At 64.0% G+C, this 21,593-nt stretch carries 17 protein-coding genes and 1 pseudogene; 6 read left to right on the top strand and 12 right to left on the bottom strand.

The window, feature by feature from the left end; translation table 11 throughout:
- Positions 1 to 207 precede the first annotated feature (207 nt).
- Positions 208 to 1,227, top strand: a pseudogene (locus ACOQPC_RS00710) (recombinase family protein); the annotation flags it as partial.
- Between the two features lie 646 nt (positions 1,228 to 1,873).
- On the opposite strand, the gene ACOQPC_RS00715 reads toward ACOQPC_RS00710, so the two are convergent.
- Both ACOQPC_RS00715 and ACOQPC_RS00720 read right to left on the bottom strand, forming a co-directional pair.
- Positions 1,874 to 2,086, bottom strand: a complete 213-nt coding sequence (locus ACOQPC_RS00715) for a hypothetical protein (protein ID WP_420606762.1) — start codon at positions 2,084 to 2,086, stop codon at positions 1,874 to 1,876.
- 207 nt (positions 2,087 to 2,293) lie between these two features.
- Positions 2,294 to 2,908 carry a CGNR zinc finger domain-containing protein gene (locus tag ACOQPC_RS00720; protein ID WP_420606763.1) on the bottom strand — a complete coding sequence of 205 codons (615 nt, stop codon included), beginning with the start codon at positions 2,906 to 2,908 and terminating at the stop codon, positions 2,294 to 2,296.
- 86 nt (positions 2,909 to 2,994) lie between these two features.
- Between ACOQPC_RS00720 and ACOQPC_RS00725 the strand changes: the two genes are divergently transcribed.
- Both ACOQPC_RS00725 and ACOQPC_RS00730 read left to right on the top strand, forming a co-directional pair.
- A complete protein-coding gene (locus ACOQPC_RS00725; RefSeq protein WP_420606764.1) occupies positions 2,995 to 3,921 on the top strand; it encodes a DMT family transporter in 927 nt (308 codons plus the stop codon).
- Positions 3,918 to 4,091 (top strand): hypothetical protein, encoded by a 174-nt coding sequence (locus ACOQPC_RS00730; RefSeq protein ID WP_420606765.1) that lies wholly within the window; start codon positions 3,918 to 3,920, stop codon positions 4,089 to 4,091. The genes ACOQPC_RS00725 and ACOQPC_RS00730 overlap by 4 nt, the downstream gene beginning before the upstream one ends.
- 61 nt (positions 4,092 to 4,152) lie before the next feature.
- On the opposite strand, the gene ACOQPC_RS00735 is transcribed toward ACOQPC_RS00730, so the two are convergent.
- Genes ACOQPC_RS00735 through ACOQPC_RS00745 form a run of 3 tightly spaced genes read right to left on the bottom strand, consistent with a single transcriptional unit; the run spans position 4,153 to position 7,638 of the window.
- Positions 4,153 to 5,409, bottom strand: a complete 1,257-nt coding sequence (locus tag ACOQPC_RS00735; RefSeq protein WP_420606766.1) for an MFS transporter — start codon at positions 5,407 to 5,409, stop codon at positions 4,153 to 4,155.
- A 20-nt stretch (positions 5,410 to 5,429) separates the two neighbouring features.
- Complete coding sequence (locus ACOQPC_RS00740; RefSeq protein WP_420606767.1) at positions 5,430 to 6,917, bottom strand: glycoside hydrolase family 30 protein; 1,488 nt, start codon at positions 6,915 to 6,917, stop codon at positions 5,430 to 5,432.
- 43 nt (positions 6,918 to 6,960) lie between these two features.
- Positions 6,961 to 7,638 carry a DUF6445 family protein gene (locus tag ACOQPC_RS00745; protein ID WP_420606768.1) on the bottom strand — a complete coding sequence of 226 codons (678 nt, stop codon included), beginning with the start codon at positions 7,636 to 7,638 and terminating at the stop codon, positions 6,961 to 6,963.
- A 128-nt stretch (positions 7,639 to 7,766) separates the two neighbouring features.
- Between ACOQPC_RS00745 and ACOQPC_RS00750 the strand changes: the two genes are divergently transcribed.
- The gene (locus ACOQPC_RS00750) at positions 7,767 to 8,783 is read left to right on the top strand and encodes a cupin-like domain-containing protein (protein WP_420606769.1); all 1,017 of its coding nucleotides are present in this window, start codon (positions 7,767 to 7,769) and stop codon (positions 8,781 to 8,783) included.
- An 8-nt stretch (positions 8,784 to 8,791) separates the two neighbouring features.
- On the opposite strand, the gene ACOQPC_RS00755 is transcribed toward ACOQPC_RS00750, so the two are convergent.
- The 7 genes from ACOQPC_RS00755 to hemC form a co-directional block, all read right to left on the bottom strand.
- The gene (locus tag ACOQPC_RS00755) at positions 8,792 to 10,294 is read right to left on the bottom strand and encodes a tryptophan halogenase family protein (protein ID WP_420606770.1); all 1,503 of its coding nucleotides are present in this window, start codon (positions 10,292 to 10,294) and stop codon (positions 8,792 to 8,794) included.
- A gap of 28 nt (positions 10,295 to 10,322) precedes the next feature.
- The gene (locus tag ACOQPC_RS00760; RefSeq protein WP_420606771.1) at positions 10,323 to 12,314 is read right to left on the bottom strand and encodes a glycoside hydrolase family 3 protein; all 1,992 of its coding nucleotides are present in this window, start codon (positions 12,312 to 12,314) and stop codon (positions 10,323 to 10,325) included.
- Positions 12,315 to 12,404: 90 nt separating this feature from the next.
- Positions 12,405 to 15,110 carry a TonB-dependent receptor gene (locus tag ACOQPC_RS00765; RefSeq protein WP_420606772.1) on the bottom strand — a complete coding sequence of 902 codons (2,706 nt, stop codon included), beginning with the start codon at positions 15,108 to 15,110 and terminating at the stop codon, positions 12,405 to 12,407.
- Between the two features lie 395 nt (positions 15,111 to 15,505).
- On the bottom strand, positions 15,506 to 16,552 hold the full coding sequence (locus ACOQPC_RS00770) for a LacI family DNA-binding transcriptional regulator (protein ID WP_420606773.1): 1,047 nt from the start codon (positions 16,550 to 16,552) through the stop codon (positions 15,506 to 15,508).
- Between the two features lie 230 nt (positions 16,553 to 16,782).
- Positions 16,783 to 17,799, bottom strand: coding sequence for a hypothetical protein (locus tag ACOQPC_RS00775; RefSeq protein ID WP_420606774.1), 1,017 nt, complete (start codon positions 17,797 to 17,799; stop codon positions 16,783 to 16,785).
- A 49-nt stretch (positions 17,800 to 17,848) separates the two neighbouring features.
- The gene (locus ACOQPC_RS00780; protein WP_420606775.1) at positions 17,849 to 18,535 is read right to left on the bottom strand and encodes a uroporphyrinogen-III synthase; all 687 of its coding nucleotides are present in this window, start codon (positions 18,533 to 18,535) and stop codon (positions 17,849 to 17,851) included.
- Entirely contained in the window at positions 18,532 to 19,488 is a 957-nt protein-coding gene (gene hemC, locus ACOQPC_RS00785) for a hydroxymethylbilane synthase (protein ID WP_420606776.1), read from the bottom strand. The genes ACOQPC_RS00780 and hemC overlap by 4 nt, the downstream gene beginning before the upstream one ends.
- Before the next feature lie 44 nt (positions 19,489 to 19,532).
- Between hemC and tsaD the strand changes: the two genes are divergently transcribed.
- Both tsaD and ACOQPC_RS00795 read left to right on the top strand, forming a co-directional pair.
- On the top strand, positions 19,533 to 20,567 hold the full coding sequence (gene tsaD, locus ACOQPC_RS00790; protein WP_420606777.1) for a tRNA (adenosine(37)-N6)-threonylcarbamoyltransferase complex transferase subunit TsaD: 1,035 nt from the start codon (positions 19,533 to 19,535) through the stop codon (positions 20,565 to 20,567).
- Positions 20,564 to 21,592, top strand: coding sequence for an NAD(P)H-dependent glycerol-3-phosphate dehydrogenase (locus ACOQPC_RS00795; protein WP_420606778.1), 1,029 nt, complete (start codon positions 20,564 to 20,566; stop codon positions 21,590 to 21,592). The genes tsaD and ACOQPC_RS00795 overlap by 4 nt, the downstream gene beginning before the upstream one ends.
- The last annotated feature ends 1 nt before the right edge of the window (position 21,593 follow it).

Below are 21,593 nucleotides of genomic sequence, written 5' to 3' on the forward strand. Positions count from 1 at the left end.
GTGACGACGTTGATTCAAAAGGGGACAGCTGTTCTGAACTCCCTTGCACGCTTGGCGATGTTGTCGTTCAATTTTCGCAATGTGCCAGCTTGTCTAAAGAGGCAGTAATGCTGGATCGGCTTATTGGGGAAGAAATAGCAGCCCTGTTCGATGGGCAGAGCCGATCACGCCAGGGCAGGAGAACAGGCAATGAGTAGTTTGACTGGGATGATCGTGGCAACATACGCCAGAGTGAGCACGATAGAGCAAGCCGACAACAATCTTTCGATTCCTGATCAAGTCGAGCGTAGCCAGCGCTATATCGATGATAATGGCGGGACGAGGGGGGAGGTCTATATCGAGCCTGGAGCTAGCGCGACGACGACAGCTCGCCGGGTTTATCAGCAGATGCTGGAGGATGCGCGAGCTGGAAAATTCGATGCTGTCGCCATCTTTGCACTGTCCCGGATGTTTCGCAACGCGCTCGATTACCTACAGGCGCGTGCCGAGTTCAAGGCAGTGGGCATAAAACTGATTTCGATCACACAGGACTTTTCCGATGATCCGGCCGGTGAGCTAGCGTTGTCCATGGTGTCGCTATTCGACGAATATCATTCCAAAGAAAACGCCAAGCACGTGAAGCGCAGCATGTTGGCGAATGCCCGGCAGGGCTACTGGAACGGCCAGACACCGCCACTGGGTTACAAGTCGGTCGCTGTCCCTCAGCCTAAGGGGAAGGATCGCAGAAAGCTCGTCGTCGATGAGGAAACCGCATATCTTCCGCGGTTCATTTTTCAAACATACTTAGATGGGACGAAAGACGGACCGATAGGTATTACCAAGCTAGCGCATCTGCTTAACGAGCGAGGCGAGACAATTCGTGGGCGAAAATTTCACGTCTCAAATGTCCACGCGATCCTGACCAATACTGCTTATATTGGCATAATCTTTTTCAATAAGCGGGACTCAAAAGCCAAGGCGGTTCGTCCGGAATCTGAGTGGGTGCCAGTGCCCGTGCCAGCGTTGATCGACGAAGATCTTTTCTATCAGGCGCAATCGCTAATGACATCTCGCGACCCGAAGATGGGTAAAAATGCCGATAAAACCAACGGTAACCTTCTCACCAAAAAGGTGGTCTGCGGCACCAGCAAAAACGACGGCTGCTGCGGCGGAATGACTACGGGAACGGGCGGGTCAGGCCGCCATCGCTATTATGTTTGCCATAACTCAACCAAGGCGGGAAAAACCGTATGCAAGGGCCGCTGGACCCCGATGGAAAAACTGGACAGCATCGTAATTGAAAATATCACGGAACATGTTCTGCAACCAGACCGCCTATCTAGCCTGCTTGAAGTATGGTTAAAACGAAGCTCGGCTGGAGAGGATAAGGATCGCGGAGAAATCAAAGTGCTCCGCTCGCGGCTCACCATGCTCGATGGAGAGAGCGCAAACGTGATCTCACTCGTCCGTAAAGGGTTCATGAAAGCGGATGATCCACAGATTGAGAAGGAACTCGGCCAAATAGCAGCCCAGAAAAGAGCTGTTTGCGCGGACCTTGATATACTCGAGCGCAAGCTTGCTGATCCTGCTCGTGGTATCACGCCAAAAATCTTGGAACAGTTCGGTGCGCTCGTGAGCGATACGCTGCGTCAAAAATCCCACCCGCTGCGCAGGGCTTATGTAGATCTTTTGGTTAGCCGTGTCGAAGTAGGCGACGACATCATTCGCATTACCGGAAGCAAGACCAGCTTAGCGAGAGCCGCATCCGGAGCTCGGCCACATCGTGTGCCCAAAGCTGAACGGGAATGGTGCACCCGACAGGATTCGAACCAGTGGCCTCTGCCATCGAAGAGAGGGAACATATTCAATCGCCCTCATACACGCTTTGATACTTCTAACTGGCAGCGATTTCCGCGATTGCGGAGCGAAGGCGGCCGACGCACCCTTCCGCCTCGTAAAGATCGATCAGTGAGCGCATCGTCATCTCGCGGCGTCTCGCCTGGAGTTCGCCTGCGGGATCGCTCCCGGCCGCAGCACCTCCTAAGATCGTCCTGGCCTGCTTCCTTGCCTGATCGGGGGTGAGCGGCCCGAAGCGGCCGATCGTCACGACCCGTTTGGTGGCGGCCCGGCCACCACCGTTCGTTCGATACTTTGCGATGAAGTCTTTGCACCGGTCGGCTCAATTCGCAGTCCGAAGCCCGCGAGATGCTGAAATCTTGCAGATCTTTCTTACCTGTGATGGTATTCACGTTATGGCTCTCGCCTTTCAAAATCGTTCGGGGAAATGGTCAGCCCACTCTATTCTAGTTAAAAATCATTGATTTATTTGATCAGTCTTGGCCCGAAATTTTCGCACCCGTGCGTGCGATCCGCACCCCTCCTCGGAACACCAACGGCGTCGACCGGATCGTGACCGGTCCAGAAACAGCCAACCGCAGTTGACCCCATCGCATAAGCTGATCGGTCGGCGCTTCCGATCGGTCAGTAGATCCACGGCGTGCGCAATGACGCGATGCAGGATGGAATCGATATTCAATTCGATCCAATCTTTGGAAATATGGCTATCCGCGTCGAAACACAGCGTGCGAAAAGAGGATGCTTCGCGCAACTGTTGGCTCAGAAATGCAACGGCACCTGTGTCGGGGAGTTGCCCCAATGCCTCTGCGAGGAGCACCTTGTATAAATTCTCGCGTGCTTCGATGAGCCGCTCGAGCGCGACCGGTCCGTCCCCGCTTTGGGTGAGCTGACGTAAATCCTTGCCGTTATCTTTAGTGATGAGCTCGACGCGCACCGCCCAATCGATCGCATCGCCATAAGTGGCGAGCACATCCGGACCACGGCGGTCCATTCCGGCATCGACGGTGTTGACGAAATCCAGCGCGGGATGCCCGCCAATCAGCCTCAGGGTCTCGACGCTCGTATCAGACACCCAAACAACATGGCGGAGAAAAGCTGTAGCGCAAGGGCAACGTAACGGTTAAATGGCTTTTATACCGTTACAGACGAGTGGTGCCGATGACGAATGCCCGTGATATGTGGTCCTTCCTGTTGCTTTGCCTGATATGGGGATCGACCTGGATCGGGATCAAAGCCGGCCTGGAGACGGTGCCGCCGCTCTTCCTCGCCGGCTCGCGCTTCGCGGTCGCAGGGTTGGTGCTGATCGCTATCGAAAGATCGCGCACGAAAAGGGGCATCGATCGGGCGGACTGGCTTCGCATCGTGAGTGTGTCCGTCGCACTAATAGGCCTGTGCTACGGATTGCTGTTCTGGGGGATGCTCTATATCGACAGCGGCACCGCGGCGGTGCTCGAAATGGGTCTCGTGCCAATCGCCCTGCTGGGCTTCGCCGTTCTATCAGGCGATGAACACGCCTCTGCCCGGAAGCTGCTTGCTCTCGCGATCGGTCTCGGCGGCCTGACATTTCTCTTCGGTCCTGACGCTATGACTGCGTGGAGATCCACGGACGGCGCGGCCGCGGAACGCGTCGTCGGAGCGTTGGCGGTCGCGTCGGCAGCTCTTGTATACGGCTGGGGTTCGGTGCTGTCGCGTCCATTGCTGAACAAATATCCGACGATGCTGATATCCGGCGTCACGACGCTGATTGGGGGCATTCTGCTCCTCGCGACCTCGTTCGCTATCGAGCCCGGCGCCGGACGGGCCTTGAAAGGCGACTGGGGTTTGGAGGCGTGGACCGGTTGGCTGTTCCTGGTAATAGGCGGCTCCCTGATCGGTTACAGCGTCTACATGCGGCTGTTGCGAGACATCGGCGCATCTCGAGCAGGCATGTACGCGTTCGTCTCCCCCGTCATAGCGGTGGCGTTAGGTGCCTTTATCCGAAGCGAAGCACTTACTTGGTCGAAATCGATCGGTATGATCGTTCTTCTGTCCGCGGCGTGGCTGGCCATGAAGCCCCTTGAGGCAGTCGGGCGGCAGAAGTCATGACGCTGGTCGGCTTCTTTGCGCAGCAGCGCGAAACATCGCGCCGGGCAAGCGGCAGCGGAGAATTATCGCTTTGCCAAGTTTGGGTCGAGGGCTCGAATCTCTTCGCCCGCTTCAGTTTTATTCAGTGTCATATGTGGTTCCCAGGACCGGCAGAACTTCTGCTCTCATGAATGCTGTTCACGAAAGAGCGAGCGTGAACGGCACTGGTTCGGTGCTGAGCAGCAAATCCCCCTATTGAGTCCAGACCTTGGGCGGCGATCGCCGGGCGGATGCCGCGAAGACGACGATCGCCAAATAAGCTGCAAGCGGCACGATGAAGGCCCAGCCAAGGCTCAATTCGTCGGCCAGGATTCCCACCAGCAGCGGCAGCGCCGCTCCTCCCGCGATCGCCAGGCAAAGCAGCCCCGATGTCGAAGACTGCGAGACGCCGGAGCGTTCGAGCGTTAGTGTGAAGATCGTGGGGAACATTATCGAGTTGAACAGCCCCACCGCCAGCGCGGCATAGCCCGCCATCGGTCCGTCGCTCAGCCACACCGTGCAGCATAAGGCGGCCGCGATGAGCGCGGCGAACAGCAGGAGCGTGGCCGCCTGCATTCTTACCAGCAGTGAACTGCCGACGAAGCGACCGACGAGCGCGCCGCCCCAATAGACATTGGCGAGATAACGGCCCGCCTCCGCGTAACGCAGGCCCAATATGTCATCCTGGCTGAGAAAGTTGATCATGATGCTGCCGATCGAAACTTCCGCGCCGACATAGAGGCCGATCGCGATCGCGCCGAATATCGCCCAGCGCGAACCGATCGCCGCCAGCACCGATGCTTGCGGCAGGGCAACCATGTCCGAGGCTGCGGCGTCGATGCGGCGGCGCTGGATCCAGATGAACAGGAACAGCGCCATCAGCATCAGCGCGATCAGGAAAAAAGCGTCGGACACCGCCCGCAGCGCCTGGACGCGCTCGACCGGGTTGGTGATCGGGCCGAGCGGCCGGGCGAGGATCGTGTCGTCCAGCATGATCCGCGATCCGTAATGGACGCCGATCACCACTCCCAGTGCGTTGAAGCCTTGCGCGAAGGTCAGCCGGAAATGGCTGCTTTCGGGCGGGCCGATCGCCGCAGCCAGCGGGTTGGCGGCGACTTGCAGCGTGGTGATGCCCAAGGCGAGGACGAACAGCGCCATCAGAATGAGCGGATAGGCATCGAACGCGGCGCTCGGCAAGACCAGCAGGCAGCCCAGCGCCATGACGCCGAGCGCGAGCAATATTGTGCGGACCGGGCCGATGCGGTTGCCGATCCACGCGGCGGGCAGCGACATCAGACCGTAGCCCAGAAAGAAGATGAGTTGGGTGGCCAGCGCCTCGGTGTAACTGAGGCTGAAGATCGTGCGCAGCGACACGATCAACGGATCGTTGTTGGAGGAAATGAAACCCCAGGCGAAGAACAGCGTCGTTACCGAGGCGAAGGCGATGCCGTTCGCCCGCCGCGCGATCATTGGCGCGCGCCCTCGGGCGGTCATCGAGGCTCATGCCAGCGGAAGGTGGCGGCGGCCTTTGCGGGCAGCCGATAGGTGAAATGACGTCCCTCGGCCGTAACCGTCAGATCGGCCGGTGCCTCGCCGGCATTGAACGCCAGCATGACGCGCGATCCGTCGGGATTGAGAAAGGCGACGTTCTCGACCCCCGCGACCGGGCTGTCGGACGCGATGCGCCGCGCACCACGGCGGACGAACGCGCTGACATGGCCAAGCGCATAATATTCCGGATTGCGCGTCACCGCGCCGGTCTCGCTGTCGATCGTGACCACGCCGCGGCAGGTGTCGCAGCCGCCGAGATGCGGACCGTGCCGCTCGTCGAGCGCCAGGTTCCACAGCAGGACCCCGCGCGCCCAGTTGCGCGTCGTCCCCACGATCAGGTTGCGCAGCATCCACGACCACGCGTCGGGCCAGGCGGCCGACCATTCGCCGCCCGAACATTCGGTGAAGAACACGTCCTTCTCCGGATAACGCTCATGCACCATCGTCTGCGCGCCGACGTCGCCGCCATAGCAGTGCCACGCCACTCCGGCGACATAGGGCGCCGCCGCGGGATCGGCGAGCACGCCCAGCGGCTGTTCCGGCTGATCCCAATTATGGTCCCAGTCGAGAATTTCGGTCGCGATGCCCGCCGCCCGCAACGCCGGCCCGACATGATCGCCGATGATCCGCGCGCGCTGCGCCGCGCTGAGCCGCATGCCCGGATAGCTGTCCGGCTCGAAATCGGGCTCGTTCTGGATGCTGAGATAGTCGGCCGGCACCCCGTCGGCGGCGAAGGCCTGGATGGTCCGGCGCATATAGTCGGCGAACGGCGCATAGGCCGTTTCCCGCAGCGTGCCCTGGATCAGCGAGTCGCCGGTCTTCATCCAGCCCGGCGCGCTCCAGGGTGAGATCATCACCGCCAGTTCGGGATTGATCGCGCGCGCCGCGCGGACGGTCGGCAGCACCGTCTCGCGCGCGGGCGCGATGGAGAAATGATCGAGTTCGGGGTCGGTATCGCCCATGGGCCTATCGTCATAGCTGTAATGGCTTCGAGAGAAATCCGATGCGCCCACCGTAATCCGGGTGAAGGACAAATGGATGCCCGGCGCCGGGCCGAACAGGTTGCGCATCAGCGCCGCGCGCTGATCGGGGTCCATCCGCCGCTCGATGAGATAGGCTGAGGCATCGGTCACGGCGGCGCCGAATCCCACCATCTCCTGAAATCGCTCGGCCGGATCGACGACGATCGCGGGCGCCGGCGCCGAACCGGCCGACAGCGCCAGCGGAGATTGCGGTTCGAGGAGAGCCGACCGGTCGGGCGTCGTCAGCCAGACCTCCACCCCGACCGCTGCCGATGGAAGCGCCGGTCTGTCCGCCGTCGCACATCCCGTCACGGCCAGCAGCGCGGCGAGCATGAACGCCATCGCGCGCCCGCTTTTCCGGAGCGCGGCCAAGCCGTTCGCTGCATCGGCCCGGTTCCTTGCCATCGTCTCTCTCCCTCATGCGTTCGGGCCGTTCAGACCCTTTTCCTCACTCGGCCGACAAAAAACTGGCGACCGTCAGCCGCCCGTCCGCCACGTTCGCCGCGAATGCCGCGTCATGGGGCAGCGCGGCGCAATGGAGCAAGCTGCTCCGGTATATCAAAGCGCGATTGTAAGCGGGCGCGAAAGTGGCGATCCGTTCGAAGATCGGGCTGTCGCCGGCGACATAGGCGGGCGGCGGCTCGCCATGCCGCGCGAAATCTTCCCGCAGCGCCTCCAGATAGTGCGCGCGGCGCGCCGTATCGACCGTTTCGAAGCCGGTCGACTGCTGCCGGTAGAAGCTGGTCCCGCCCCGGTCTTCACGCGTCAGATAATGGAGGATCGCGATCAGACCCGGTTCCACCCCGTCGAAATGGGGAATGCGCTGGGCCAGGGACAGCCGGTCCGGCGGCGTCGTGGCCAGCGAATAGAGCGCCCGGTCGAAGGTCAGCCGTCGGCGATAGCCGAAGATGTCGCGCACCACCGGCGCCAAAATCACGCCCAACCCGTCGAAATAGGACGGCGCCACGCGGGCGCGCACCCCGGGATAGAATGCGCCCATCACGGCGAAGGGCAGCGCCGCCGCCTCCGCCACCAGCCGATCCGGCTCGGGCGAAAAACCGTCGACGATCACCACCGGCTCGCCCTCGCGGCCGATCGCTTCGACACGGATCCGGGGAGAAGTCATGGCGAGCATCGGTGCGGCGCGGCGGCGTTGACAACCGGGCGGGATTCCCGAACAGTCGGCGCCGCCGTATCGCTGCCGCTTCCCGCCGGGCGGGCCTCGATCGGCGCAACCGGATAGGCCTTCGTCCCATGGAACCCATCGCCGTCCGGCAAGACGTCACGCCGAAGATATTTCAGGACATTCGCGCGGCCGGAATGCCGGCGGTCATGAAGGGTCTCGTCGCCGGCTGGCCGGTCGTCGAGACCGGGCGGAGCGGTCCCGCCGCGACGATCGCTTATCTGAGCGCGATGGCCACGCCCCGTCCCGTCCCCTTTTTCCGCGCTTCGTCCGAAATCGAAGGGCGGCTGCATTATGGCGACGATCTTCGCGCGCCCAATTTCGAGCGCGGCGCAGCACCGCTGGCGGGCTTTCTCGCCGCGCTCGGCGCCGAGGCGGCCCGGAAGCGGCCCGACACGCTGGCGGTGCAGGGCCTCGTCGCCACCGATCATCTCCAGAGGTTCGCGGAAACTCACAAGCTCGCGATCCTGCCGGATTCCGTCGTGCCTCGGCTGTGGATCGGCAATGCCGCCAAGGTCGCGATCCACCATGATCCGCTGGAGAACGTCGCCTGCGTGGCGGCGGGTCGGCGCCGCTTCACCCTGTTTCCGCCCGATCAGCTGGGCAATCTCTATATGGGGCCGTTCCATCTGACACCGGCCGGAACGCAGGTCAGCATGGTCCATCTGACCGATCCCGATTTCGAACGCTTCCCGCGCTTCGCCGCCGCGCTCGACCAAGCGCGAACCGCCGAACTGGCGCCGGGCGACGCGCTCTACATTCCCTATCAATGGTATCATCATGTCGAGGCGCTGGACGCGGTAAACCTGCTGGTGAACTATTGGTGGGACGATGCGCGCCGCGATATCGGGTCGCCCTGGGACGCGATGATGCACGGGATGATGACGCTGCGCAATCTGCCGCCCGACCAGCGGCGCGCCTGGCGGGCGATGTTCGATCATTATGTGTTCCTGAGCGGGGCAGACCCAGCGGCGCATCTGCCGCCGGACGCGCGCGGCATTCTGGCGGCGAATGCGCCCCGGGACGTCGCGCGGATGCGCCGCGCGCTGATCGCCAAATTGCGCGAACAGGACGTTCCGGAGCGCTGAACCGCGCATCAGCCGTCGGCCGGACAGGTCTTGGCGACGTAATCGGCATGCCTAGGCATGACCGCCACGCATTTGGCGATGATCGCCTCGATATTGCCGAGATAGTTAGCGATCTCCTCGTCGCTGCGGATATCGACCAGCGGATCATAGCCTCGGGGAACGATGCCCTGGCCCAGAAACACCTGAATCCAGCTTTCCTCGGCGAACAATTCCTCGTCCTCGCGGAAGATCCGGCCGTTCGCGCGGAACAGGTCGATCTTGCGCTGCAGCGTCGCCGGCACCTCCATGTCGCGGCAATGCCGCCAGAACGGCGTGTCGCCGCGCTCGGTCGCTTTGTAATGGAGGATGATGAAGTCGCGGATGCGCTCATATTCGAAATCGGTCTGGCGGTTGAACTCGTCGATCCCCGCCTGGTCGAAGCCCGCGTCGGGCAGCAGCCGGACCAGGCGGATGACGGCGGACTGGATGAGGTGCAGGCTGGTCGATTCGAGCGGCTCCAGGAAACCGGCCGCCAGACCGATCGCGACGCAGTTGCGGTTCCACACGGTCTTGCGCTTGCCGGTGACGAACGCGATGCGCCGCGGATCGCTGCGCTGCTCGCCATCGAGATTGTCCAAGAGGATGCGCTCGGCCTCGTCGTCCTCCATATGGCGGCTGGCATAGACATGACCGTTGCCGGTGCGGTGCTGCAGCGGGATGCGCCATTGCCAGCCGGCGGCACGCGCGGTGATGCGGGTATAGGGGGTGAAGTCCTCGGTCCGCACTGAGGCCACCGCGACGGCGCGGTCGCAGGGCAGCCAGTGGCCCCATTGCTCGTAACCGGTCTTCATCGCCTGTTCGATGATGAGGCCGCGAAAGCCCGAACAGTCGATGAAGAAATCCGCCGCGATCACTTCGCCATCGTCCATCGTCACCGCCTCGATGAAGCCGTCGTCGCCGCGCAGCTGCACGTTCGCGATCCGGCCCTCGCGCCGCTTTACGCCGCGCTTCTGCGCATAGTCGCTCAGGTAACGTGCGTAGAGCCCTGCGTCGAAATGAAAGGCGTGCGCGATGTGGCCGATCGGCGATTCCGGCCTATCCTCCTTCGCGCGCATGAACTTGTTTTCGTCCACCGCGGCCGTGTTGATCGAATAGCGGGAAAAGTCGGCGGCGCGGCCCTGCGCTCGCATTTTCAGCCAATAATGGTGGCAGCGCAGCCAACCCAGGTCCTGGCCGATCACGCCGAACCCGTGGATGTAGCGAGAACCCAGACGCAGCCAGTCGATGAATTCGAGGCCCAGCTTGAAGCTGCCCTGCGTGCGCTTTAGGAAGTCGTCTTCGTCGAGGCCGAGCAGCTCGTTATATTTCTTGATCGCCGGAATGGTCGCCTCGCCGACCCCGATCGTGCCGATCGCCTCGGACTCGACCAGCACGATCTCGTACAGGCCCTGAAACAGCTTGCCCAGCAGCGCCGCCGACATCCACCCGGCGGACCCGCCCCCCGCGATCAGGATTTTTTTCAACTGCCTCATGGTCGGGTGGTCAGGCTCCGCTTCGTTGTCAGGGCTGGGCGGTCCCGCATTCGGCGCGAACCGCCTCGACCGGCAGCGCGCCGGTCCGTTCGGGTCTGGCATAGCTCAGTCCATAGCGCCTTGGGAACTGTACGCGCGTCGCGCCGGTCGCGCTTATCGGGCAGGCGGAGGCCGGCCAGGCGAAGGACAGCCGGCCGGTAAAATCGTCGGCGGTTCCGTCCGCGCCGCGCAGCAGCAGATCGGCGATGCCGCCGGCCTCGGTCCCCGGCAGGAACGCCGCCACGAACGCATCGGACAGGTTCATGAGGTCGTTGGCATAGGTGGTGCGGCCCGAATAGAGGACGGTGACGACCGGGGCTCCCTTGCCGGATACGCGTTCCAATACCGCCAGATCCTCGGGATGGCCGACGCTGTGCCGCAGCGGCGCGGGGTAGGGAACGTCCCCCATGGTCTCGGCATAGGGCGTCTCGCCGAGCACGGCGATCACCGCCGCGAACCGCGACGGATCGACGCCGGCGCCGTCCGCCGAATAAACGATGTTCTCGGGGCCGGCCGCAGCGCGAAGGGCGCCGAGCAGCGTCTGGCCGGTGGTGAAGTCCGCATTGACGTTGTCGGTGCCCTGCCAGGTCAGCGTCCAACCACCCGTCTGGTTGGCGAAACTGTTCGCGCTCGCGCCGACGACGAGCAGCTTCTCTCCCCGCGCGAGCGGCAGCGCCTGTCCGTCGTTCTTGAGCAGCACGACCGCTTTGCGAACCGCCTCGCGGGCGAGCACCGGGTCCGCAATCGCGCGGGCATCGCCATCATAGATGCCGTCGCCGGGATTTTTGGCGAACAAGCCCGAACGCATCTTCACCCGCAAAATGCGCCGGACGGCGTCGTCGATCCGGTCCATGGCGATCCGGCCGGACCGGACGTCCGCCACCGTGTTCGCGATAAACGCTTTCCAATCGTCGGGCACCATGACGAGATCCACGCCCGCATTGATCGCCTGCGGGCAGTGCGCCTTGGTGCAGCCGGGCACCTCCTCGATGGCGTTCCAGTCGGACACGACGAAGCCGTCGAAGCCCATCCGGTCCTTAAGCACGCCGGTCAGCAATTCGCGATTGCCGTGCATCTTGCCGTAGGTCTTGCCCGCGGCCGGATCGGTCCAGCTGTTATAGGACGCCATCACCGTCTGCACGCCGGCGTCGAGCGCGCCGACATAGCCCGCGCCGTGAACCGCTATCATGTCGGCCAGGCTGGAGCGGTTCTCACCGCGGTCGACGCCGCGCCAGGTGCCGCCGTCGCCGATGAAATGCTTGGCCGTGGCGACCACGTCGCCGTCTTCGGTCAGGCCGTCCTGCAAACCCCGCACCATCGCTCCGGCATATTCCTCCACCAATTCGGGATCGCTCGAATAGCTCTCGTAGCTGCGGCCCCAGCGCTGGTTCTGGACCACCGCCAGCGTCGGCGCGAACACCCAGGTGATCCCGGTGGCGCGCGTCGCCTTCGCGGTCGCCCGGCCGATGCGCATTACCAGATCGGGATCGTGCGCGGCGCCCAGCCCGATATTATGGGGAAAGATCGTCGCCCCCGCTACATTGCTGTGGCCGTGGACCGCGTCCGTGCCCCAGATGACCGGAATTTTCACCTTCAAATCGGTCGCCATCGATGCTCGGTAGTAGCGGTCCGCCAGCGCCGCCCAGTCGGCAACGCCGGCATGCTTATCCATATCCGGCCAGGCGCCGCCGCCGTTCAGGATCGAACCGATATAGTATTCGCGAACCTGCTCGGGCGTGATCGAACGGATTTCGGCCTGCGTCATCTGCCCGATCTTCTGCTCCAGCGTCATTCCCGTGATGATCGCGCCGATCCGCTGCTCCATCGCGCCGTCGAGGCCGATCGGACTGCGATGGCGCGGCCATTCGCCGACGGACGCCGCCTCGGCGGTCCGGGCGGGCAGCAGGACTTCATTCGGCGTGATGCCGGAACAGCCCGCCAGCAGGACCGGCAACGCCGCACTCAAAAAACCGATCTTCATGCGCTCATGTCTTTCGTTCGCGAATGTAAGGAAACGCCAAAGGCGTCGACCGTCGGCACCATCCATTGTCCGGTCCATGGCGGCCTCTCGTCAGAACCTGTAGTTGATGCCAAGCAGGAAGTTGCGGCCATATTCCTCGTAGGTTTCCAAGAGCGAGCCGCCGTCTTCCGTCTGCACGCCGCCGCCGTCCAGGCCGATCCGCGTGCGATAGGGCGAATTGGTAAGGTTGTTCACCTGAAACAGAAAGCCGAGGCCTTCCAGAGCGCCGCTCTGAACGGTGTAGCCGATTTGCGCGTCGACCTGTTTGTCGGCCAGGATCTCGGTGAAACCGCGCGTCGCGAACAACTGCACCACCTCGCCCTTGAACCCCGAACGGTAGCGCTGGCTGATCCGAGCCTGGAAGCCGTCCCGTTCGTAATAGCCGGTGATGTTGTAAACCGTACCCGACAACCCTGGAATTCGCACCGTCTGCGCCTCGTCGGGAACCGGATTATCGATCGTTTCCGGCACGGGATTGAGGTTGGAATCGGTCAGCGACAAGCTGCCCAGAACGCCGAAGCCGTCGAGCGCGCTGGTGATCGTTCCGAAGTTGAACGCGCCGCTGAACTCCAGCCCCTTGACATGCCCGCCCTCGCCATTGTCGGGCAGGGTGATCTGCCCGATCCGGCTGATGATGACGTCGTCAGGGATTTGCGAGGCGCCGATCGGCAGCGGAATGCCGGTGAAATCGAACAGTCCGACCCGCTGGTAGATGTAGCTGTTCAGCTTCTTGTAGAAGCCGGCGATCGAAAGGTAGCTGGTCGGATTGAGATACCATTCATAGGCCGCGTCCACCGCGTCCGCCCGCCAGGGCTTCAGATTGGGATTGCCGCCGCTCGCGGAAAACGGGTTCACGGTCTGGCCCGGCGTACAGACATCCGCGCCCTGCGACGTGCAGACCAAGGAGTTGAACCCCGGCGTGACATTGGCGCGCAGTTCGTCGATCCGCGGGCGTGCCAGGGTTTTGGATGCCGAGAAGCGCAACCGGTGGCCGCCGCCGAGATCGTAGATCAGGTTCAGACTGGGCAGGATATCGAGATAGCTGTCCTGTACCACCCGGCTGATCGGATTGTCCCCGTTGATGATGACGCCGCTCGACCGCTGCGTCTGGCTGACGGCCTGGACGCCGACATTGCCGCGCAGGCTGCCCCAGTCGATGCTCGCCTTGGCGAAGAAGGTGACCACATCCTCGGTGACCTTCCAGTTCTTGTCGAAGAAATTGGCGTCGCGGATCTGCTGCTGGTCGTAATAGGTCGAAAGCAGGTCGCTGGCGTTGTAGCTGATGACATCGCCGAACCCGGCGAACCCCAGCGAGGTGGGCTCTTCCAGGAAGTCGGGGTCGATCAGCACCTGCTGGCGCCCGTCCTTGAGAAACAGGTCGTTCTCCAGGACGAACTTGCGCTTGTCCCGGCGCGTATAATTGACGCCCGCGCCGAAGCCGCTGAAAAAGCCCTCGGTCTCGTGCGCCAAGCGCAGGTCGAGCGAATAGACGTCTTCCTCGACTTCCGGGAAGCGGATCGCTCCGTCATGGCCCCATCCGCCCCATGGTGCGCGGTCTCCCAGCGACACTTGCGAGGCATCGGCATAGTCCAGCCCCTCGCCATAGGTGGGGAAGCCGTCCTCGGGAGTCTCGAACGCGACATCGTCAAAGGTGCGGCCGACATTCGGCGTGCCCGGCGTCACGCCGCCGTCGCCGAGCCCGTAGCCGGCATAGGTTTCGAGAATCTGCTCGTCGCGCTTGTTGCGCGAATAGGACAGATCGGCGATGAAGCGCGTGCGATCGTCCATCTGGAACTCGGCGTTGAGGCCGGCCGAGAACAGATCGTCGGAGCGCTGGTTGTTATCGTTGCGCAGAATCGGCACGAACCGGTTGGCGACACCGCTCAAGGCGACCGGAGTGCCGCCGCGGTCCTCGGTAACGATATCGGTAAATCTCAGGTCGTCGGCATAGGGATTGGAGAACCATTGTGCGCCGCGCGTGATCTCGTTCTGGTAGAAATGCGAATAATAGCCGTCGAACGTCAGATGGACACGGTCGCTGGGTTCCCACTCCAGAATACCGATGAACGCGTCGCGCTTGTTGAGCCGGGAGGTGACGAAAATCTCCTGGCCGTTGATGACCAGCGCGTCGTCGGCGCTGTCGGGCGTCACTGCAAATCCGAACGCCTCGTAATTATACGCCTTGAAATGCCGGTTGCTCGACGGCGAATCGAGATGCGCGTAGCCCAGTGCGATGCCGAGCGTGTCGTTGGCGAACTGGTCGATATAGCTGGCGCTGGCGCGAAAGCCGTAATTGCGCACATCGTCGTTGAGCCGTTCGCCCTCGGTCTTCTCGCCGCGCAGGTTCACCGCGAACGCCTGCTTGCCGAACAGCAACGGCCGTACGGTGCGCAGATCGGCGGTGCCCGACAGACCCATGCCGGCGATTTCCGAGTCCGGCGTCTTGTAGATCACCACGCTCGACAAAAGCTCCGAGGGATATTGATCGAATTCCACCGCACGGTTGTCGCCCGAGCTCGCCTGCTGACGGCCGTTGAGCAGGGTGGTGGTGAAATCCGGCGCCAGTCCGCGGATCGAGATGACCTGCGCGCGTCCGTTCACGCGCTGAGCGGCCAGGCCGGGCAGCCGGGCGATCGATTCGGCGATCGACAGATCGGGCAGCTTGCCGATATCCTCGGCGGACACCGCCTCGACGATCGAGGTCGCGTCGCGCTTGATCGAGATCGCATCCTCGATTCCGCGCCGAATACCGGACACCACGATTTCGTTCGGATAATCGTCGGCCTCCGGCGGAAGCGGGCCATCCGGATCCTCATCCTCGCTTCCCGGAACGGGCGCCGCGGCTTCTTGAGCGAACAGGGGGGCCGGAAGCGATACTGCAATCGCCAGGGCCGAGCCCGCAAGACGAAGGGATAGCAATTTTGACAGTCGCAAACGGTCTGCGCATGCTGCAGCGTTTCTCATAGATCCTCACCCTCTTTTCGTGTCGGCGTTTGCCGGATCACGTTATTGACTTCTCGCCGGTCTTGAGCCGAGCTTTTGGAAGCGCTTCCAAGTTATGCCAAGGGTTGAGATTGTGCAAGAGAAAAGCCGATTGGAGAAAGCCGTCCGGAACGCATCAAGTCAGCCATGCAATGCACGCCGAGTAGCGTCTAACGAGGTGGAGGCGCAGTCGACTGCCTGATCACGATGCCGTGATCGATGCAGGTGAGATAGCCATCCTCATCGGCACCGCCGTCCTCCACCAATTTCAACAGCATCGCAGCGGCGCGGCGCGCCAGGTCCTTGATCGGTTGATGGACGGTCGTCAGGGGGGGCCAGACGATGGAAGACATCGGCGTATCGTCGAAGCCGGCCACCGATATTTGCGAAGGTACCGCCAGGCCGGCCTTGTGGCAGACCAGCAGAACGCCCGCAGCCATATCGTCATTGGCGCATATGATGGCGGTAACGTCCGGCTCCCTTTCCAAAATTCGTTCCCCGCACTCTATGCCCGATCTAAACGTGAAATTGCCTCTTTCAGCGACCACTGAGGCTGGCTCGATCCCGCGCTCGGCCAAGGCGCGCCCTAGGCCGGCGAACCGCATCTCCGCCGATGCATGACCTTTGATGCCTTTGATATAGGCAATCCTGCGATGTCCAAGATCCAAAAGATGGCGCGCTATGTCATAGCCCGCGCGCTCATCATCGATGCCGATTGACGGGACCAAATCCCTGACTCCCTTCCCCGCCGAAATGCATATCAGGGCGCATGGGACGTTCTTGATTGCGCGAATGAGATCGGCATCGTCCGAGAACGGAGGGGGCAATATCAGTCCGTCGTAGCGACCATTTTCAACCAGTTCGACAATCGCGGACTTCCAGGTTCGTGCGTCGCGATCGATCGCTTGGGCAACCAGTCGATATCCACGCTCGGCACAGCTCTGCAACGCGCCGAGTTCCAAGCCGGAAAAATAATAGCTGTTCGGTTCCGTTTCGTGATTGGATTCGTGGATCAGGAGAACCTGGCGGCTGTGCCCGGTCGCGAGATTCCGCGCCTGAACATTGACCGTGTAACCGAGTTTGCTGATCGCCTCCATTACGCGCCGACGCATCTCGGGGCGCACATGGGGCCCGTTGTTGATAACACGCGAGACGGTGGCGCGTCCGACGCCGGAAAGCGCTGCGACGTCGTCGATTGTCGGTTTAGACTTGGCCACTGCGCCTTCACACCCGTTCGCCGATCGCACGACAAGCCACCGCGCAGATCAGCCTATATTCAGTCAGTCGAGAAATTCAAAGTTAACCAATTTAGATCGCTGCCGAAATGTGGCGAAATCTGGCGAGCAATGGGTAAGCCACCATGACATGGGAAACGCCGGCCTGGCCCGTGAAGGTCAGCAAGCCGTCCGGTAAGATTCTTGGACATCCAAGCCATCTCGGCCCCGCTTCAATATTGCGGTTCTGCCGATGCGGGCAGGGCCACGGAGGGTTGGGCCATCGAGGACGGTGCATTCGCGCTAGGCTGCGCCTGCTGTACCGTGAAAGTCTGGTTGCCGGCCAGCGCACCGCTGTCGCCCATGGCCGCATTGCTGCGGCGCGGCTGGAGGATGGCGGCGTTTTCGATCCGGTCGAGCGCATCGCGGGCCTGCGCATAGCGCCGCGCCTGCGCCAGCCAGCCGGCGGCTTCGTCCTGATTCGGCAGTTTTTCGACCTCGGCAACGGCGGCGGCGATATTGCCGGCTTCGGTAAAGCGGCGCGCGCGCAATAGCCGCTGCGACGGGGCGGGCGAAGGCGTGCCTTCCCTGCGAAGGACGAACAATTCGCTGACCTCGCGCTTGATCGAGGGCCACAGCGCCTGCTTTCTGCCGCCCACCGTTAGCCGGTCGCCGATCTCGTCTAGCTCGCTCTGCAATTGCTCTAGCGTGACCGCATCGTCCGACGCATCGATGACGATACGCACCGCATTGGGCAGCGCGTCGCCGAAGCGCAGCCGCAACTGATCGCGAATATAGCCGAGCGAAGAACCGGTATCGAGCGCGCGGCGCGCGGCAAAGGCGATCAGCAGCCCCTCGGCGCGCGTGGCGTTGCCCGAGGCGGCCTGTGCCTGCACATTGACCCGCGAGAGGCGGTCCTCCAGATCGCCGACGCGCCGCGACAGCGCGGCATCGAGACTGGAGCCCGTATTCGCGTCACTCTGCCTGCCGACGTCCGCGGTCGGATCGCCCGGCGCGGCAACCCGGCCTTGCGCATCGATCCGCTGCGCCAGCCGGTCCACACTCGCGCTATTCGCGGGCGCGGCCTCTTCCTGCTTCGGCTCGCTTGGGGTCATCCCGAAGTCCGAACGCGTGAGCAGCCATCCCGTGGCGATAGCACCGCCCACGAAGGCGATCAACACTGCGATCAGCACGTTACGCAGGCCGGACGGGCTGCCGCCGTTGTTCCGGATCGGCTCGTAATCGCTCATTTCGGTCCCCGTATCACTGCTATCGAACGACGCTTCGCGCCGGTTCGTCTCACGGTCTAGCCCCATGGGTCGCCGCCGACAACAGACGCGCATCTTCGGGTGCGTCGGCAGTGGCGACGTGCCGCCAGCCCCCGCCCGCCGCGTCGGCGACATTTTCCGACAGGGCAGCAAGCGCGATGTCTTTGCGGCCGAGACCGAGCCGGTCGCATTCGGCGGCGAAATGGCGTGCGGCGCGCGGCGAGTGCAGCGCCACGGTAACCGCGCCCTTTGCCAGGCGCTCCCTGAGCGCGGGCGGCATCGGCACCGGATCGACGGCGTAGACAATGGCGGTGTCGATCAGCATGCCGGGCTCGACCAGCTCGATATGCTGGCGTCCCGCCAGCCGCAGGAAGCGCTGCGGCGTGGGCCGGGCCAATTCGTGCGCAAGCGTTTCGATCCCGGCGTCTCCGACCATCGCGACATTGAAACCGAGCGCGCGGGCGGCGGACGCGGTGGCTGCGCCGACCGCATGAACGGGCAGCGTCTGCAGCGCGGTGAGCGCGGGCCCGCCGAGCCGCAACGCGGTGGCGCTCGACACGATCAGCGCATCGTAGAGCGCGGGGTCAGGCGGCTCCCATCGCAGCGGTTTCGCCTCGAACAAGCTGTGCACGATCGGCATAAGCCCGTTGGCGCGTGCGGCCCGCGCGGTCCGGCCCGCGCCGGGGGCGGGGCGAATGATGACGAGATCGGCGCTCATGCACGGCCTCCGTCCGGGGCGCCGCTGAACAGCGCGGCCAGTTTCCCGCTCGCCCCGCCGAGCAGGTCGCGCGCCAGATTGGCGGGCGCAGGGCCGCCGGCATCGGCGAACAGCGCGTCGGCGCGGACCTGTTCGCTGCCGTCATTGGTCAGGATCTGGGCGGTCATGTGGATGCGTTCGTCTTTCATTACGGCATGGGCTGCGACCGGTGAGTGGCAATCGGCACCCAGCGCGTAGAGCAAAGCGCGTTCCGCGGCCACGCAGGCATGGCAAGCGCGGTCGTCAATGGCGTCGAACGCGGCATGTGCGGCGTCGTTTGCCGCCAGCGTCTCGATACCGATCGCGCCTTGCGCCGGCGCGGGCAGCATGACGCTTTCGGGCATCGCCACGCCGATACCGACCATGCCCAGCCGGTCGAGCCCGGCGGCGGCAAGCATGGTCGCGTCGGCCTCGCCGCGTTCGATCTTGGCCAGCCGCGTGCCGACATTGCCGCGAATCAGCTGAATCCGCAGATCGGGACGCAGGCTGAGGAGTTGCGCGGCGCGGCGCGGGCTGGCGGTGCCGATGCGCGCATTATGTTGCAAAGTATCTATCGACGCGGCGCCGATCAGCCGGTCGCGCGCATCGGCGCGCGGCAGGATCGCGGCGATGAGAATCGCGGCCGGGCGGATCGTCTCGACATCCTTCATCGAATGCACGGCGGCGTCGATCCGGCCTTCGCCCAGCGCCGCGTCGAGCTCGCGCGTCCACAGGGCCTTGCCGCCGATCTCGGCAAGCGCGCGGTCCTGCACCTTGTCGCCGCTCGATTGCAGCAGCACCAGTTCGATCGCCCCCTCGTCCCAGCCATGCGCCTCGATCAGCGCGCGCGCGGTCAACCGTGCTTGCGCCATCGCCAGCGGAGAGCGGCGCGTGCCGAGGCGCAAGGGGCGAGCGGGGGAGAAGGCATCGGGCATGATGCGCCTTGTGCTAGCGATGCCGCCCGCTAAGGAAAAGGGCAATGGCGGTCATATTGGGTCTGGAATCGAGCTGCGACGAGACCGCGGCGGCGCTGGTGACGAGCGACCGGCGGATCATCGCGCACCGGCTGGCGGGTCAAGAGGAGCGCCACCGGCCGTATGGCGGCGTGGTACCCGAAATCGCCGCCCGCGCGCATGCCGAGAAGATGACGCCGCTGGTCGAAGCGGTGTTCGCGGAGGCGGGCGCCAGGCTGTCCGACGTCGACGCGATCGCCGCGACCGCGGGGCCGGGGCTGATCGGCGGGGTGATGGTCGGGCTCGTCACCGGCAAGGCGCTGGCGCTGGCGAGCGGCAAACCGCTGATCGCGGTCAACCATCTGGAGGGCCATGCGCTGTCGCCGAGACTCGTCGATCCCGATCTCGATTTCCCCTATCTGCTGCTGCTCGTCTCGGGCGGCCATTGCCAGATTTTGCGGGTGAACGGCGTCGGCGCCTATGAACGGCTGGCCACGACGATCGACGATGCGGCGGGCGAGGCATTTGACAAGACCGCCAAATTGCTCGGCCTCGGCTTTCCGGGCGGTCCGGCGGTGGAAAAGGCGGCGGAAAGTGGCGATCCGCACGCCGTGCCGCTGCCGCGTCCGCTCGCTGGGTCGAAGGAACCGCATTTCAGCTTCGCCGGCCTCAAGAGCGCCGTGCTGCGCGCCAGCGAGAGTGGGCAATATGGCGCGGAAGATATCGCCGCCTCGTTCCAGATGGCGGTGATCGATTGCCTGCGCGACCGGCTGAACCATATACTCGATCGCACCGAAAGACTGGCCGCGCTGGTCGTCGCGGGCGGGGTTGCCGCCAATGGCGCGGTGCGCGCGATGCTGCAGGAACTGGCGGGTGAGCGCGACATGCGCTTCGTCGCGCCGCCGCTGTGGCTGTGCACCGACAATGCCGCGATGATCGCCTGGGCCGGGGCTGAGCGCTTCGCCGCCGGGCTGAACGATCCGCTCGACATCCCGGCGCGTCCGCGCTGGCCGCTCGATGAAACCGCTTCGGCCGTCCGCGGCGCGGGCGTTAAAGCGTGAACGCGGCCGACCCCCCGATCGCCGGCATCGTCGGCGCCGGCGCCTGGGGCACCGCCTTGGCGCAGGTGCTGACGAGCGAGGGCGGCACGGTGCGCCTGTGGGCGCGCGAGCGCGAGGTCGTGGAAGCAATCGCCGGAACCGGCACGAACAGGATCTTCCTGCCCGACACTCCGCTGTCGTCCGGCGTGCTGGCGACCGGCGACATCGCCGATCTTGCCGATTGTCCGGTTCTGTTGATCGTAACGCCGGCACAATATCTGCGTTCGGCGCTCGGCACTTTGCCCGATGGCGACGCGCCGCTGCTGCTGTGCGCCAAGGGCATCGAGGCGGACACCGGCCTGCTCATGTGCGATGTCGCGCGAGAGGTAGCGCCCGGCCGAAAGGTTGCGATCCTTTCCGGACCGACCTTTGCGCACGAGGTCGCGCGTGGACAGCCTGCCGCGGTGACGCTTGCCTGCGAGAGCGAGGCGTTGTGGGACGATCTCTCCCCGCGCATTGCCCGGCCCGCCTTCCGGCCCTATTATTCGGACGATCTGGTCGGCGCGGAGATCGGCGGCGCGGTGAAGAACGTGCTGGCCATCGGCTGCGGCGTGGTCGCGGGCGCCGGGCTGGGTCTCAACGCGCGCGCGGCGCTGATCGGGCGCGGGTTCGCCGAAATGACCCGTTTCGGTCTGGCCAAGGGCGCGCGGGCGGAAACATTATCGGGCCTGTCCGGGCTGGGCGATCTGGTGCTGACCTGCAGCTCGGAAAATTCGCGCAATTTCTCGCTCGGCAAGGGACTGGGCGAAGGTACGCCCGCCGCCGATTTGCTGTCGGGCCGCCGCACGGTGGCGGAGGGCGCGGCGACGGCACCGGTGCTGGCGCGTGAGGCGGCGAGCATGGGCGTGGACATGCCGATCGTGCAGGCGGTCTGCCGCTTGCTGGACGGCACGCAAAGCGTGGACGAGGTGATCGGCGGTCTGCTCGCGCGGCCGCTGCGCGCCGAACGGCCCGGTCCCGCCGGTCGTCCGAAAGGCCGAGGCTAGC

It is taken from the genome of Novosphingopyxis sp., from assembly GCF_965218915.1.
Classification (GTDB): Bacteria; Pseudomonadota; Alphaproteobacteria; order Sphingomonadales; family Sphingomonadaceae; genus Novosphingopyxis.